The following is a 14,802-nucleotide window of genomic DNA, read 5'->3' on the forward strand; positions in this document are numbered from 1 at the left end:
TTATCCAGAACTCACGTTAATAAGCAATCCACCACTTTCTCCCATGACCAGTCTAGAACCTTTGTTTTGTTCCATTGATGATTTCTGCCAAGTCTTTGAACCTCAATGGCAACAACAATTACTGGCCTCGAAACAACGGCGGCGACGTCGCCCTAGAAGCCTTAGTCTCAGCGAGATAATGACGATATTGATTGCATTTCATCAATCTCACTATCGTAACTTCAAGTATTTCTATCTCATCAATGTGCGTCATCACTGGCGAAGAGCTTTTCCCAGAGCCGTGAGTGACCAACGTTTTGTGGAGTGGATGCCTTCGACGTTAGTACCTCTATGTGTCTACCTACAGCACTGTTATGGTCAATGCACAGGTATTAGTTTCATTGATGCCACCAGTATCAAGGTTTGTCACAATCGCCGCATCTCTCAACATCGCGTTTTTGAAGGTCATGCCGCTCGAGGTAAAACCTCTGTGGGTTGGTTCTTTGGTTTCAAACTACATCTGGTTATCAATGACCATGGCGAATTACTCAATGTTAAAATCACGCCTGGCAACACCAATGATAGAAAGCCGGTAGTGGAGCTTTTGAAAGGGTTATCGGGAAAAGTCTTTGCCGATAAAGGTTACGTCTCTCAAGCTCTGGCACAGTATTTACAAGAAGAATATGATGTGAGGCTTCTAGCTAAGCCTCGTCGCAATATGAAGAATCACCTGATGCTTTGGCGTGACAAAGTGCTGGCTCGTAAGCGAGCTTTAATTGAGACCGTCATTGACCAACTGAAGAATATTTCTCAGATTGAACACTCTCGCCATCGCAGTCCAGCGAACTTTTGTGTCAACTTGCTTTGCGGTCTCATTGCCTACTGTCATCAGCCTAAGAAACCCTCTCTTCAGCTTGATTAGAACCTCATTTCCTTATCCCGAACTCACGTTAAATTAGGTGATGATTTTGCGCTTGCGGCATAACTCATCGTTAGCAGTCTTCAATGGCTCATACTCCATCAAGTATTCACAGACAGTAAAGATGAAAGAAATTTCTGGAATTAATCACGTAGGCATTCGGGTGGCCGACCTAGAAAAGGCGAGAAAATTTTACGAACAATTGGGCTTTGAATTTCTCATAGGACCCATTGGCCCGGAGCCTGTCGCAATTATGGAACATCCTTCGGGAGTAAATATCAACCTGATACTAAATGCAGACTCCGGTATTGCGGAAAACATACTGATGGATGTGCCCGAAAAACATCCCGGTTACACCCACATCGCTTTAGATGTAACTGATATCGGAGCAGTTGAAATAGCCATAAAAGATTTAGGAATTGAGATTACAGAGAGGCCAATAACTTTACCCGATGGGGATGTAATGTTTTTTATCCGCGATCAAGATAGGAACGTGATCGAGTTTCATCAAAATTCAGGCTCATGACCACCAACGGTTGGAGTTTCTGGGTCTCATGGAGGATCACTACAGAGGAAAATGAGACATGCCATATTTCACTTTAGTACCGTACTTAATTATCCTCGCCGGAGTTGGGTTGAGTTATGTCGGTCTGCTGCCAGCGATGACAGGCTGGGTACTGTCTGCACTGGGTGTTCTATCCGGCCTCGGATTCGCGGTCACTGTGATGTTCTCCAGACAGGTGGATTTGTGGTGGGCTGCAGCGATCGCCGTCTTACCTTCAATGGTTGCAATCCCTATGGTCATGAACGATCTGCGTTACCCACGCATTAATGACGTGGCGACGAATGTTGAGGCTCCTCCGACGTTTGTTGCAGCGCTTCAGATTGCTCCAAATACGAGGCGTGACATGTCATTTCCTGAGAAGAACGGGCCAATTATACATAAGGCCTATCCAAACATTCACCCGCTCATTTTGGATGAACCATTAGAACATGTCTTCCAACGTATCGAAACCCTCGCGAGGATTCAACCTGGCTGGGTAATCACTCGCCATGACGCGATCACCTTTACTTTGGAGGGTGAAGCCACGACATCATTTTTCCGGTTCATTGATGATTTCATCATCCACGTTTCAGATTACGAAGGAAAGGCTCGGATCGACATACGCTCAAAATCGCGCGACGGACTGGTTGATGCAGGCGCAAACGCAAAACGAATTCAGACGTTTTTTAAACAACTTGATAACTCCAAGGCGGAGGCAATGCATGTCGATAGTTAAGAAAAGGAGAGTTTCAAGAGAGTAATGTTAAACGCCAATTGCGCAGTAGCTCAATACTTCCATTCACTCTAAATTTCGCAAACAGTGCCATGCTCAAGTCCACCATGTGTTTTGATTTAGAGACGACCTTCGTCCTGCGATGAAACCGAGCAAACCAATGGCGATTGTCTGAGTTGTTTCTCTCAATTGCTATTGTCTCTTTCTTGCTAATGACATGAAAAGCATCTGGGTGATTCTCTAATAGCTGTTGATAGGGTTTCCAATTATCGGTGCAATAGACAGTGATTTGCCATTGCGAGAACCGCTCTAGTAAATGACCTAAAGTTCGACTATCACGACTTCCCAATTCCCAGTCAATGAGTCGCCCAGTATTACGGTCATATGCTTTCCAGACCCAAAGTTTGTTTTTTTCTCTTGGATAAAATGCCATAGCTCATCTAGCTCCACCACGACAGCAGACTCAGGAGTGGGCTTTTCATAATTGGCTTCACCGAAATCTCTTACCCAATTGAGCACTGATTGAGCTGATACACCGAGAATCTTGGCTGTCGCATTCATGGACATACCACTCATATACATCAATACAGCTTCTAATTTCATCCAGAGAGGCTTGCCCCGCTCTTTAGAAAAGCTTGTAAATTGATAATTGCACTGCTTACACTTAAATCGTTGACGATTTTTAGCGAATCCACTTTTGATGATGTCTTGAGCATTACATTGGGGACAGTGAATTGTCATAGCGAGACTTCCAAGGAAACGACTCACTCCATTTTGCTATAGCATTACCTACTTGAAACTCTCAAGAAAAGAACAGCATTTGAGGACGCTAGACAACAGATCACGTCACTTCCACGCCCCGTCCAAAATTGGATGCTGTGGTTGAACGTCGTTTTCCTAGCTGGTTTGTTGTTCATTTCCAATCATGGTGCTGTCCGCTGGGCGATCGCCGCATACTTGGTCTGTTTTCCAGTCGCGGTCCCTTTTTATCTCTACACCAGAGATATCGCGATGTCGGGTGTGCCTCACATTTTGTTTTGGACTCCGCTCTTGAGCTATAGCAGTGGTCAAAAGAGTTAAGACGTAGCAGAACGAAGAGTCATATCCATCGCATCTCTGAGAGATGGGCAGTGTTTGAGTTGCTTTCGAATGCGGCTTTTCAACCAAGACCAGCACCGCTCAATCTTGTTCAAATCTGGTGAATAAGGAGGTAGATACCATAGCTCACACTTCGCCTGTGCCAGAATGTCTGCGATTCTTCCCCCCTTATGAAAAGTAGCATTATCCAAAATTAAGACCTGATGAGGTTTTAATTCTGGCAGTAAACAAGTCTCTGGCCACAGTTCAAACACATTACGGTTACAGGAGCCTTCTACTGTAAAGGGAGCAAACAGTTTGCCTTGACTCCATGCCGCAATCATATTGACTCTGCCGCGACGATTTCCGGACTTGAGGTCGTAGAGCCGTTCACCTTCGGGACTATAGCCATAATCGTAGTTTCCATCTCGCTCATCCAATTCCCGACTCATCGCAATAAATAATTTGTTCTGGTCTTAAGTTAACGTGAGTTCTGGATAAGGAATGATAGGTCTAATCAAGCTGTAAAGAAGGTTTTTTGGGTTGATGGCAGTAAGCAATCAGCCCACACAGCAAGTTCACACAAAAGTTTGTGGGACTGCGATGTCGGGAATGTTCAATCTGTGAGATGTTCTTCAGTTGGTCAATAACTGTCTCAATCAAAGCCCGCTTACGAGCAAAAAGTTTATTTTGATAAACCATCAAATGATGCTTCATATTTCGACGAGGTTTAGCCATTAGGGTCACCTCATGTTCCTCTTGAAGATGCTGGGCTAAAGATTGTGAGACATAGCCTTTATCGGCAAAGACTTTACCCCATAAGTCTTGCCATAACTCCACTATAGGTTGGCGGTCATCGGTATTTCCGGGCGTCACTTGGACGTTGAGTAATTCTCCTCGCTCATTGATGACCAGGTGTAGTTTGAAGCCGAAGAACCATCCCACCGAAGTCTTGCCCCTTGCCGCGCAACCTTCAAAAACACGGTGTTGAGAGATACGGCGATTATGGCAAACCTTGATGCTGGTGGCATCAATGAAGCTAATACCAGTGTATTGTCCGAAGCATCGTCGCAGATATGTACAGAGAGGAATCAAGCTCGAAAGTATCCATGTCACAAAGCGTTGATAGCTCACAGCTAGAGGAAACTCTTGTTGCCAATCGCATTTCACCTTGATGAGATAGAAATGCTTGAAATTTCGATAGTGAGATTGATGGAAAGCAATGAGAATAGTCATCACCTCACTCAGACTGAGGCTTCTCTGACGGCGACGGTATTTTTTGCCAGAGCTGAGTAACGCTTGATGCCATAAGGGTTCAAAGACTTGGCAGAAATCATCAACATGGCAAAACAGAGCCTCTAGACTGGACATGGGAGAAAGCCGTGGATTCGTTACAACTTCCACGATATGGGCTTTCTCCTTTTCTTTCCTTATCCAGAACTCACGTTAAGTTAGCAAGTTGTTGTCTGAATGCCTGTCGCTTCTGTTCATCCCTTTCGCGATAGCCATAGGTCTTTTTTTCGAGTAAAACCTATCTTTTTCAGCATTCTGGAGATAGTGCGGCGGCTCACATCTTCTGGCCATAGTTCTGCCATCTCTGCCTGAGTTTTATCCGGGTGCTGTTGCACAAAGTTTTTGAATGCTGCTAAGTCTATGATTTTGTGACCATAGCCCTTTTGATAACCTGTTTTGGCGCTGTAGCTCCCTGTATGCCTTAGTCGCTGTATCCAGAGAGAAAGGCTGCTGCGGCTGATATTAAACATGTCACATACATCTTTTTTGGGAATGCCTCGCTCCACTGCTGCTAGAGCTTTACGGCGTAGGTCATCACTATAAGCAGCTGGCATTTCTTTACTTCACACAACATTCCCATACTACTGCCTAAGCCATCTGGCCATTGCTATACCTTCCAGTTAAGGCAGCTGAAGACCTCAGTTTTTAGCCTCTTGAACTTATATGGAGTTTGGACAGTTCTGCTTTTACTCACCATTGCGATTTCTGTGGCTTTGGACATAAGGGCAGTGCTGAAATACTTCTCATCCAACACCTGAGATGGTGCGAGGAAATCTACTCCGACAACCAGATTCGGTATATCGAACAAATTCAATACACGAATTTCCAAACTTTAATGTGGAATGCAAGTATTTTTCACTCTCTCCCAATGGCACTGGTATTTTTGATATGGGCGATCGCCTTTTCAATTGAAGAGCAATACAGCTAAGGAGGCATTGGGTGTCACTATGCAACCGTTGTGATAGGATGCCACCTGCATCAAATAATACTGCTACACCCATGAGATAGCGACAAGTTACATACGTTAGCAATCAAAGTGGTGGAACAAGATCAGTCAATAATGAGATTGACATAATTTCTCAAGGGATAAGACTATGCTCGTACGTGATTTGCAACAAATGATTGGGACTGAACGTGATGTCGCGTGGGGAAATGGTCAAAGCCGTCGATTTTTACTGGGAAATGATGGGATGGGGTATAGCCTGACAGATACTGTAATTGATGCAGGCAGCGAATCCCTTTTGCAATATAACAATCATCTTGAAACCTGCTATTGCATTGAGGGTGAAGGTGAAGTTGAGAGTATGGATGGAACAATCTATCCCATTAAACCTGGAACAATGTATGCCTTAGATAAGCATGACCAACATTATTTACGAGCCAAAACAACTATGCGTCTAGTTTGTGTCTTTGCTCCAGCTTTGAAGGGGGATGAAGCTCATGACCTGAACAGAGAGGATGGAAGTAGCTACTAGCAAACATGCACTATAAAATGATCTTTGTATAGTGATTATTTTCGTATGAATCTTCGTTCGATCGCCTCAATCAATTATTACTTTTGATCTGTGATGACTCTGAATGAATCATCACAGTAATCACTCACAAAATTCAACTTATTCTCGTGTTTTCAAGACGGCGATTAGATCGATGTTTTGTAGTTGGCGGTAAATAATTACGCTGGAAATGAAAGCCGCGATAATCACAGTAAATGCGGTCAAACTGTAGGCAGAGGGAGTAATTACGAGGGGTAAGCGATAAAGTTCTGAGTCGTAGGCTTTCATTAACAATGCCGACAACCCAAAGCCTAAAGCTAACCCCACTGGAATAGCGGTGATCGCCAAGATGGTTTGTTCTCCGAGCAGGATGATCGCGATTTCGTTTTGGGTAAAGCCCATAATCCGGAGGCTGGCTAACTCTCGACCTCTTTCGGACAAGGCAATTCGGGCGGAATTGTAGACGACGCTAAAGGTAATAATGCAGGCAAAAATGACGATAATCCCCGTCATAATCTGGAGACTTTCACCGCTAATTTCTTCAAAGCTTTCGAGTAATGCCTCCCGGAAAGAAATACCTTCAATGGCTGGGGTTTGTTTAAGTTCTTGGTAGAGCTGATCTTTTGCATTGGCATCAATGGTTGCATAGGCTCCCGAAATGGTTTGGCCTTCTCCCATCAATCGATTGAGGGCATTGAGATCCATATAAACGGACAGTCCAATTAGTTCATCCACTAACCCGGTGACCTGGACTTGGCGTTTTGGTCGTGCCCCTTCTAATACTTCGAGATTGAGGCGATCGCCCGGTTGGACATGGAGAATTTCGGCGAGTTTGGTGGTGATGACAACGCCTTCTGGTGGCAATGGTACTCGATACTTATTGCGATCAATCAGTTGTCGTAAGTTGCCGTCGGGTTGCAATCCCGTAATGCCCAGCCGATATTGATAATGTTCGTGGCGCAATCGCACGGGCACAGAACGAAACACTTCTGTTTGCAGCATTCCCGGCAAATGGCGCAAATTATAACGACTGCGATAGGACAATGGTTGATTGAAAATGAGGGTCACATCTTCCCGCTGAATGGTTTGGAATTGCACCTCCATCAACTCCTGCATCGATTCGTATAAGGTAAAGCCCGTCAACAAAATCGCAGCGGCCATCGCAATCCCCAAAATCGAAAATCCGGCGCGGACGGGACGACGTTCGAGGTTCCGTAGAATGATGCGTCCTGCGGGTGAGAAAAACTGTTGTAATCCCAATCTTTCTAATAGGGTTTGGCGAAAAGTGGCGGGTGGTTCTGGTCGCATTCCTTGGGCTGGCGGCAAAATTACGGCTTGGCGCACAGACATTAATCCCCCAACAAAAGCGGCTCCTCCACTCACCAACAACGCAGACATTACCAAGGGAAATCCGGCTTCGTATCGCAAAATCGGAAAGTGAAAAAACTCGGTATAAAGTTGCGTCAAACCTTTCCCCAGCCATAACCCCAAAGCAACCCCGAGCATTGCCCCGGCGCTAAACACCACCAACATAAATTTCAGGTAATGCCAACCCACCTGAAAATCGCTATAGCCAAAGGCTTTGAGGACAGAGATTTGTTGCCGTTGGGTGGCGATGAGGCGCGACAACAATGCTTGCAATAAAAACGCAGCGATCGCCAAAAAGATAGTGGGCAAAAAGGTCGCCGAAACTTCTAAACTTTTAATTTCATCATCAATAATGCGGTGGGAAAACTGGTCATGTCGGGCATAGGCTCCCAAGCCGCCATAGCGTTCGAGCAAATCATCTAACTGGGCAATGACAGCGGTCTCATTCGCCCTCGGCATCAAGGTCAGCACCACGCTATTAAACGCACCATCGAGATCAAAAGCTTTTGCCAGCGCCTCCTGATTCATCCAAATAATGCCAAACCGTTTGTCGTCAGGGTAAAGATTACCGCCCGACACCGCGTAGATATATTCCGGCGTGAGTGCAATGCCCGTCACCCGCAGCTCCTGCCAACGACCATTGAGAATCGCACCGAGGTGATCGCCCACTTTGAGATTATTCGCGGTGGCAAAGGCTTCACTGATCAGGAGTTCTTCGGGACGTTGGGGGTCAGGATAATTCCCCGGACTGCGCAGAAATAAGTCATTGAGCATCCCATCTCGGATTTGTGGCAATGAAATCAGCCGTCCCGTCGCAGGTTCATCTAATCCCGGCACATCGAGGGTCACCCCCACCACAATTCGCGTTTGGGCTTGATTAACGCCATCGATACCTGCAATCTGGCTTTGCAAACTTTTGGGAGCACGTTTCAGCTCGGCAAAAACCTCAGCAAATCGAAATTGTTCGTAATAGGCATTTTGGGTCAGTGTCAATGAGTTGTAGGCACTCATCATCAACACAAAACAAGCAATCCCACAGGCCACCACCAGGGCGATCGCCAGCAATTGTCCCCACTGCTGCCAAAGCTCCCGAAATAATTTGCGATCCAGTGGTGCAAGCATCGATTATCATGCCAATTCTTTCCTCAATGGTGGCATAAGAGATGGGAGGAGGATAGATTAATTGAGTAAATATCCTATTTTCTATAAGTAAAAATTTTCAACCGCATTTTAAATGAAGTTATAAGGCTCTAAAACTTCCCTTCATTATTAAGATCATGGCGTATTTTCTCGATGGTTCGAGCAATATTTTTCTCCCCTATAAATATTCCCCAATTCCATTCCTTTGGTTTGCCTATAGAACCTGCCCATAATCTTCTAATATATTGAGATTTAATTGTTTCAGTAGCGACATATACAAATTTTTCTTCGAAGATATTCTCATAGAAAATATAGGAAATATTAGCATTAGAAAACTTGCTTAATTCAAAGATATCGCTTATCTGTATTTCAGGGAAATCGATTTGAAGATGAGCTCGAAAATCAGTTTTACAAGGAATAGCATGTATGTGTGCATGATCAATACATCCTCCTGATAAGCTACAAGTCGACATTCCATGCTCAAAAAAAGCAACTTGCCCATATATTTTTTTGATCGAGTCCCCAATGATTTGCTTTACAGCAATGAATTCAGACATCAGCTTTTTGGGCAATCCTCCGACTGAAAGATAGTGATCTTTCGGAATTATAAGTACATATCCTTCTGTTAGAGCGCCAAAACCAGCGATAGCAAGACAATTATCGGTCTCTAATATTACATCTGAAAATTGTCCATATTCCTGCCCTATTTTAGACCAAGCGATTGCGTGAGTATGCAAAACATACTGGGCACAGAATGTACATTTATGAGATGTATAATGATTTGCTTTATTCAACTCAAACAGACCTCTAGCAGTTATTTTTTAATATGAAATTTGGAGATCTGTCTTGATAAGAGTCATAAAATCTAGCACCATTCTTATTCCATTCAAAAATGGTGAACTCATACTTGTATTCCTTAAAAATACTTTCAAAATTTTTTACACAATTATTAAACAGATCACTGCTTTTTGGGATTTGGTATAGAGGGCTTAAATTCGCTTTTTTTTCAAAGTCATAAATAGGACCCATTAAAAGAATTTCATTTTGCTGCTTTTCGCTCGAATCCTTATTCTCCGCCAAAGCTTTTTTGATATAAGTTATTGCTGAATCAAATGGAGTATAAGAAAGAACTATCCTTAATTCATTTTCTGTGTCCCATAGTGCTGTATTTTCATATTGTTTTGCCAAATCAGATAACAAGTTAATATTACACTCAATATCAGTTGAGCATGGCTGACTATTATCCTGAGTTCCCTCTTTATAATTTCGTATTTTTACAAATTCTGATTTTGGATGTGCCATTAGTATTTGGACATTACTATTATTGCCAATCTTAAGCATTTTTATCAAAGGATGTGCTTCTTGTTCTTCATATAAACGCCTTATCAAAGTGCCATTTGCAATGCCAGATATTTTGACTTGATTTGCATTTTCAAAGTAATTATTATAATCAACGTCTACTTCATCTCTTCTTGAACTTATTAACGATAAACTTTTGTTTTGTACAACATCAAGGATCTTGGTTGTATCTTGCTTGTGATTTTCAAACTCCCTATCACGATATTCAATGAATTTATTTTTAGTTTCTGAAATTTCATTTAAACATTCTTGCATTATTTGATTTGCTCTTTTTAATTCATCTCGTTCAAATAATTTTTGCAGATAGTAAGATATTAGCCACCCTGCCAAACCTACTACTAAGCCTACATATATTTCTTCTGGTAGATTTAATATAGGTAACAAGAGGATGATCGTTACCACTATTACAACCATACTCCACATGATATTTTTGAAGATTTTTTCAACTTCATTGTATCTTGACATTTCATCCTCTCCTTTGGCTTATCAATAATGCTACTTTACTTTTTCATGTAAAAACATCAGATAAGGTAACTATTTTTGAATTGTCTTGGTCATGAATATATCCTTCTTGATCTTTTGGAATAAAGGAGAATACTGCATCAAAATTCTTTAACCCTGTATATAAACGAGATACATTCCCATAAACGACAAAGGCGTGATAAGTATCCTTACTTTTTATTTGGCATGTTTCAAAAAAATTAAGTCCTTTAACATAGACGAAATCAGAGTTATCTATGACCTTCCAAGCATCTTGATTTAAAAGATTTGTTTGAAAAGAAATGAGTGGACACAAAGTCTCAAATACAAATAATTGTGTGTTGATTTTTTCTGCAAGTCCTGAAAAATGTTTGTTAGCCAAGACTTTTGTTAACATCAATGATGAAAAATTAATGCTGACTTGGGCTCTGTTTAGCAAGAGATTGACTCTAAAGTGCTTGCTCTGTTTCAAGAGTTGCTGTATCCAAAGCAGATCAAAAACTGTTTCTGAAGTATCGTCCAAAATAGCACACATAGATATACTGGCACCTTGACTTTCAGCAGATTGAATTCGTTTAATCAAGTGTTCTCTATGATCTATTGCTAACGGAGTATCTATATACAAATTTGTTCGTTCTTCAACTACCATTTTGTTAGTGTATTCGGATATTTTATTTCCAACTAAAAAACTCTCAGAGAATGTAACTCCACGACCTAAAGCCAGTGACATTTGTTGAATTACAGAAGTTGAAGTATAAGCATCAATTGAGTTCAGTGTTTGTTCTAAAGAGCGATTGACTAAAACTGTTTCCTGAGACTCACACTTGTAAATTTTTCTGCCCACTAAATTCTCTATAACATTAGAAACCAGATACATATTCAAGGTGTTACTAACATGCTTCATGATGAAGCCATTGTGTACTCTATAGATTTGACTTAACCTTAAACAAGCTTCGTCAAGAAGATCATCAATGTTATTCGCAGCTATGATATTTTGATTTGCCAAACTACTAAAAATTCGATAGAAAGCATTAGTCATATATGTCAAGTTTATTAATAAGTCACTTGGCGAGCACTCTTTCCAAATAAAAGGAGGATGATATATATTTTGACCAAAAGGAATGCTAAATCCAGATTGAAACTGCAGGCAAGATTTCTTAATAGAGAAACCTGCAAGTTTGATCGTCAAATCTTGATTTCTATTGCTAGGAATGCTGTCCAGATTTCCAAAGATTTCAATACCTCTGTAAGGATTATGATAACTCTTTCCTTTTACTGATAAGGAATTTTGTCTTAGTTTATTAATGTCAACATCAATTTCATGGTCTATCCAAAATTCGATTCTGCTCATTTTCAGATCTTCTTAAGTTTTGCTGATAGAGATTTGTGATGGCAATATAATCTAGTCAATAAATAGCCATTATCTTTTTTGATTATACGATTCGATTAGTTCCTTCTACAGTAGGAAATGTTGGTCTTGGCTGAAAAGCCGTATTCGCAAGCAACTCAAACAGAATCTTTCTCTTAGAGCAGCTATGGATATGACCCTAAAAGCAACACCTTCTTAATCTTCTTGGTCATTGCGATAGTAATAGTACCCAAGGTGATTGCCCTAGACATTTGATGTATTGACTTAAGCAATAAACTACAATCGAACCAGAACGCAGAGAGTAGAGCTATATGACTCTGGCAACCTACAGATGGACAGTGAAAAACTATCATCAAGCGATTGATGCAGGTCTATTTGCTGATGAGGCCGTTGAACTATTACGGGGAAATTTAGTTGTTATGTCGCCAGAGCGTGAACCCCATGCTTATTACACTCGAAGTATTGGTCAGTATTTACAGAGACTACTAGGTCAGCGTGCTTTAGTTAGTGAAGCTCATCCCATCACATTGCCGAATAACTCTGAGCCAGAACCTGATGTGGCGATCGCCCAGCCTTTGGGACGAGAGTATTTGGAGCATCACCCCTATCCCGGAAATATTTTTTGGCTCATTGAATGTTCTCAGGCGACCCTCACGAAAGATTTGACTGAAAAGAAAGACCTCTATGCCGAAGCAGGTATTAAGGAATATTGGGTGATTGATTTGCAGCATCACCAGTTAATCGTCTTTAAGGATCTCCAAAACGGTTCATATACCACCGAGAAAACGCTGACGGCGGGTATTATTTCTCCTCTCAGTTTTCCAGATTTACCAGTATCTGTTGAGAAGCTTCTCCAATAAAAAAGCTTTGGTAAACATAGCTGAGATTGATGTAATAAACTACCATTCCAACTCGGCAGGTGATTTTTTCACGGTATTCTCTTCGATCTCCACAATCTCACCACTGCGCATGTGAATGACCCGATCTGCCATCGCCGCAATACCAGCATTGTGAGTGATCACGGCAACAGTCGTCCCAAATTCTCGGTTCACATGGTTGAGCACTTCCAGCACTCGTTTGCCTGTCTGGAAATCTAACGCTCCGGTCGGTTCATCACAAAATAAAACCTCTGGACGTTTGGCGATCGCCCGTGCAATGGCCACCCGCTGTTGTTCCCCTCCCGATAGCTGTGCGGGGAAATGATCAAAACGTTCCTCCAATCCCACCAATGCCAACGCATCTTTGGGTTTCATGGAAGGACTCGCTAAATCTGTCACCAGAGCAACATTTTCTGCTGCCGTCAAACTAGGAATCAGATTATAAAACTGAAAAACAAAACCTACATGTTCCCGGCGATATTTTGTGAGTTGGGATTCATTTACTGCTGTGAGATTTCGCCCTCGAAAATACACATTTCCTGTCGTTGGAATATCCAATCCACCTAATATATTGAGCAAAGTTGATTTGCCGCTCCCGGATGCCCCCAGCAGCACTACAAATTCCCCTTCATACAGATTTAAATTAACAGTTTTTAATGCCTGAACTTGAACCTCACCCATCTGATAAGACTTTGAGACCTGTTCTGCCGAAAACAGCACAATTTTTTCATGCTGAATTTCTGAATTAGAGGATATCGGAGAGCTAACCATAGCGATCAAAATAGGGTTTATTAAGACATCAATTTAGGCAAAATTATTAACTATTGAATTTTGACCGAGCTACCATCTTGGATCTGTTCTGATGGGTAGATAATTACTTGATCATCAGCATTCAATCCCGATATTATCTGTGCGGCGATCGCCGTTTTTTGACCCAGTTCGATGGTCGTTCTCTGGGCTTGATTATTATCAACTCGGAATACGCACCAATCTTCCTCACACCGAAACAACGCACTAATCGGCACTTGCAAAGCTTGCTCATCCTGCCACACGACAATGTGGGCTTCCACTCGATATTGATCCCCCAGATTTGGCGGAATCTCATTCAGTTCGACAATTACATTCACTCGCTGCTCTTCTACCCCCAAAGCCGAAACTTTCGTAAATGCCGCTGGTTCAATGCGCTTAACCTTGCCATTTAAAGGGCGATCGCCACCCCATTGCTCAATAATCACCTCATTCCCGGTTTGTATCTGGGTCGCATCACTCGACAAAACATCAACTACCAGCTCCAAATCTTGCAATGTCCCTAATTCAAGGAGCGGCACACCCGCTTCGATATATTGCTGACTTTTGGTGTAGAGGCGTAACACTTGGCCAGAGGTTGGAGAAGTAATTTCTGTGCGACGGGCTTGATCAACACGCTCTGCCAAATTCGCTTCCAAACTCCGGATTTGCGCATCATAAACACTCAGTAGATAGTCCGGGTCTTGCTGTTCTGCCGCTAACTGTTGCCGCAATGCCTTGGTCTGTTGCAATGCCGCTTGAAATTGCTTTTGCTCCTGTTGAGCTGTCTCTAATTGCTGAACAGTACCCGTTTCCAATAATTCGGCTGATTCCAAAGCTTGGTCGGAAATTGCCCCCGTCTCTTGCAAATATTCTGCCCGTTCCCGATCGGCGATCGCCTGTTTTAAGCGAGCCTCTAACTCAGCAATATTAGACAAGCTGCCCTGAATCGAAGCTTCCGCCGCCGCAATATCCGCATCCGCCTGCAATAACCGAGAATCCTTTGGGCGTAAAGTTTGCACTCCATCTTTCTCAGCTTGCAAAGCATCAATTTCTGCCAGTAACGATTGCACTTCGCTATCGATAGTAATCGGATCAATGCGGGCGATCGCCTGACCTTGCGTTATCGGGTCCCCTTCATCCCAAGCCAATCTTTGCAAATAACCCGCCACAGGCGACGAAACAACATGACGTTCCTGAATGCGCGTTCGTCCTTCTTCAATGACGGTGACCATCAACTCTCCCTCTTCAACTGTCGCTGTTTCTACAACAATCGGTGCCGGGCGCAACAACACAAGCAAACCACCAAGCATGGCTACAAGACCCACACCTAATAACACTGGTTTCGCTGGGAGTTTCATCGCTTTTAGGCTTAAGAGTGACA

15 protein-coding genes and 1 pseudogene are annotated in these 14,802 nt (G+C 42.7%); 6 read left to right on the plus strand and 10 right to left on the minus strand.

The window, feature by feature from the left end:
* The first annotated feature begins 43 nt into the window (after positions 1-43).
* From LEPTO7376_RS10380 to LEPTO7376_RS23510, 3 genes are all read left to right on the plus strand, one after another.
* Complete coding sequence (locus tag LEPTO7376_RS10380; RefSeq protein ID WP_015134137.1) at positions 44-901, plus strand: IS982 family transposase; 858 nt, start codon at positions 44-46, stop codon at positions 899-901.
* A gap of 121 nt (positions 902-1,022) precedes the next feature.
* A complete protein-coding gene (locus LEPTO7376_RS10385; RefSeq protein ID WP_015134138.1) occupies positions 1,023-1,424 on the plus strand; it encodes a VOC family protein in 402 nt (133 codons plus the stop codon).
* Positions 1,425-1,482: 58 nt separating this feature from the next.
* A complete protein-coding gene (locus LEPTO7376_RS23510; protein WP_015134139.1) occupies positions 1,483-2,178 on the plus strand; it encodes a DUF1499 domain-containing protein in 696 nt (231 codons plus the stop codon).
* Between the two features lie 13 nt (positions 2,179-2,191).
* On the opposite strand, the gene LEPTO7376_RS25705 is transcribed toward LEPTO7376_RS23510, so the two are convergent.
* Positions 2,192-2,916, minus strand: a protein-coding gene (locus tag LEPTO7376_RS25705; RefSeq protein ID WP_398338393.1) for an IS1 family transposase whose coding sequence is annotated in 2 segments (ribosomal slippage) — positions 2,192-2,590 and positions 2,593-2,916 — 723 coding nt in all. Because the reading frame shifts where the segments join, the coding sequence is not laid out codon by codon here.
* 132 nt (positions 2,917-3,048) lie between these two features.
* Here LEPTO7376_RS25705 and LEPTO7376_RS10400 point away from each other — a divergent pair.
* The gene (locus LEPTO7376_RS10400; protein WP_041763131.1) at positions 3,049-3,255 is read left to right on the plus strand and encodes a hypothetical protein; all 207 of its coding nucleotides are present in this window, start codon (positions 3,049-3,051) and stop codon (positions 3,253-3,255) included.
* Here LEPTO7376_RS10400 and LEPTO7376_RS10405 read toward each other — a convergent pair.
* The 3 genes and pseudogenes from LEPTO7376_RS10405 to LEPTO7376_RS10415 all read right to left on the minus strand — a co-directional run.
* Positions 3,252-3,726 (minus strand): annotated as a pseudogene (locus LEPTO7376_RS10405) (IS630 family transposase); the annotation flags it as partial. The gene LEPTO7376_RS10400 and the pseudogene LEPTO7376_RS10405 overlap by 4 nt on opposite strands.
* Before the next feature lie 39 nt (positions 3,727-3,765).
* Positions 3,766-4,623: an IS982 family transposase gene (locus LEPTO7376_RS10410; protein WP_015132805.1), complete on the minus strand. Its 858-nt coding sequence runs from the start codon at positions 4,621-4,623 to the stop codon at positions 3,766-3,768.
* A 116-nt stretch (positions 4,624-4,739) separates the two neighbouring features.
* Positions 4,740-5,099 (minus strand): helix-turn-helix domain-containing protein, encoded by a 360-nt coding sequence (locus LEPTO7376_RS10415; protein WP_041763457.1) that lies wholly within the window; start codon positions 5,097-5,099, stop codon positions 4,740-4,742.
* Positions 5,100-5,639: 540 nt separating this feature from the next.
* On the opposite strand from LEPTO7376_RS10415, the gene LEPTO7376_RS10425 reads away from it, so the two are divergent.
* Positions 5,640-6,020, plus strand: a complete 381-nt coding sequence (locus LEPTO7376_RS10425) for an ectoine synthase (RefSeq protein WP_015134140.1) — start codon at positions 5,640-5,642, stop codon at positions 6,018-6,020.
* Between the two features lie 138 nt (positions 6,021-6,158).
* Here the strand turns inward: LEPTO7376_RS10425 and LEPTO7376_RS10430 are convergent, their stop codons facing one another.
* From LEPTO7376_RS10430 to LEPTO7376_RS10445, 4 genes are all read right to left on the minus strand, one after another.
* Positions 6,159-8,528 carry an ABC transporter permease gene (locus LEPTO7376_RS10430; RefSeq protein ID WP_015134141.1) on the minus strand — a complete coding sequence of 790 codons (2,370 nt, stop codon included), beginning with the start codon at positions 8,526-8,528 and terminating at the stop codon, positions 6,159-6,161.
* Between the two features lie 128 nt (positions 8,529-8,656).
* Positions 8,657-9,340 (minus strand): HIT family protein, encoded by a 684-nt coding sequence (locus tag LEPTO7376_RS23515; RefSeq protein ID WP_015134142.1) that lies wholly within the window; start codon positions 9,338-9,340, stop codon positions 8,657-8,659.
* 13 nt (positions 9,341-9,353) lie between these two features.
* Positions 9,354-10,370 (minus strand): hypothetical protein, encoded by a 1,017-nt coding sequence (locus LEPTO7376_RS10440; protein ID WP_015134143.1) that lies wholly within the window; start codon positions 10,368-10,370, stop codon positions 9,354-9,356.
* A 43-nt stretch (positions 10,371-10,413) separates the two neighbouring features.
* A complete protein-coding gene (locus LEPTO7376_RS10445; protein ID WP_015134144.1) occupies positions 10,414-11,736 on the minus strand; it encodes a hypothetical protein in 1,323 nt (440 codons plus the stop codon).
* A gap of 329 nt (positions 11,737-12,065) precedes the next feature.
* Here LEPTO7376_RS10445 and LEPTO7376_RS10450 point away from each other — a divergent pair, with 329 nt between their 5' ends.
* A complete protein-coding gene (locus tag LEPTO7376_RS10450) occupies positions 12,066-12,614 on the plus strand; it encodes a Uma2 family endonuclease (protein ID WP_015134145.1) in 549 nt (182 codons plus the stop codon).
* 39 nt (positions 12,615-12,653) lie between these two features.
* On the opposite strand, the gene LEPTO7376_RS10455 is transcribed toward LEPTO7376_RS10450, so the two are convergent.
* Both LEPTO7376_RS10455 and LEPTO7376_RS10460 read right to left on the minus strand, forming a co-directional pair.
* Complete coding sequence (locus LEPTO7376_RS10455) at positions 12,654-13,403, minus strand: ABC transporter ATP-binding protein (protein ID WP_015134146.1); 750 nt, start codon at positions 13,401-13,403, stop codon at positions 12,654-12,656.
* A gap of 50 nt (positions 13,404-13,453) precedes the next feature.
* The gene (locus LEPTO7376_RS10460; RefSeq protein ID WP_015134147.1) at positions 13,454-14,779 is read right to left on the minus strand and encodes an efflux RND transporter periplasmic adaptor subunit; all 1,326 of its coding nucleotides are present in this window, start codon (positions 14,777-14,779) and stop codon (positions 13,454-13,456) included.
* Positions 14,780-14,802 lie beyond the last annotated feature (23 nt).

The sequence above is a fragment of the [Leptolyngbya] sp. PCC 7376 genome (assembly GCF_000316605.1).
Taxonomy (GTDB): Bacteria; Cyanobacteriota; Cyanobacteriia; order Cyanobacteriales; family MRBY01; genus MRBY01.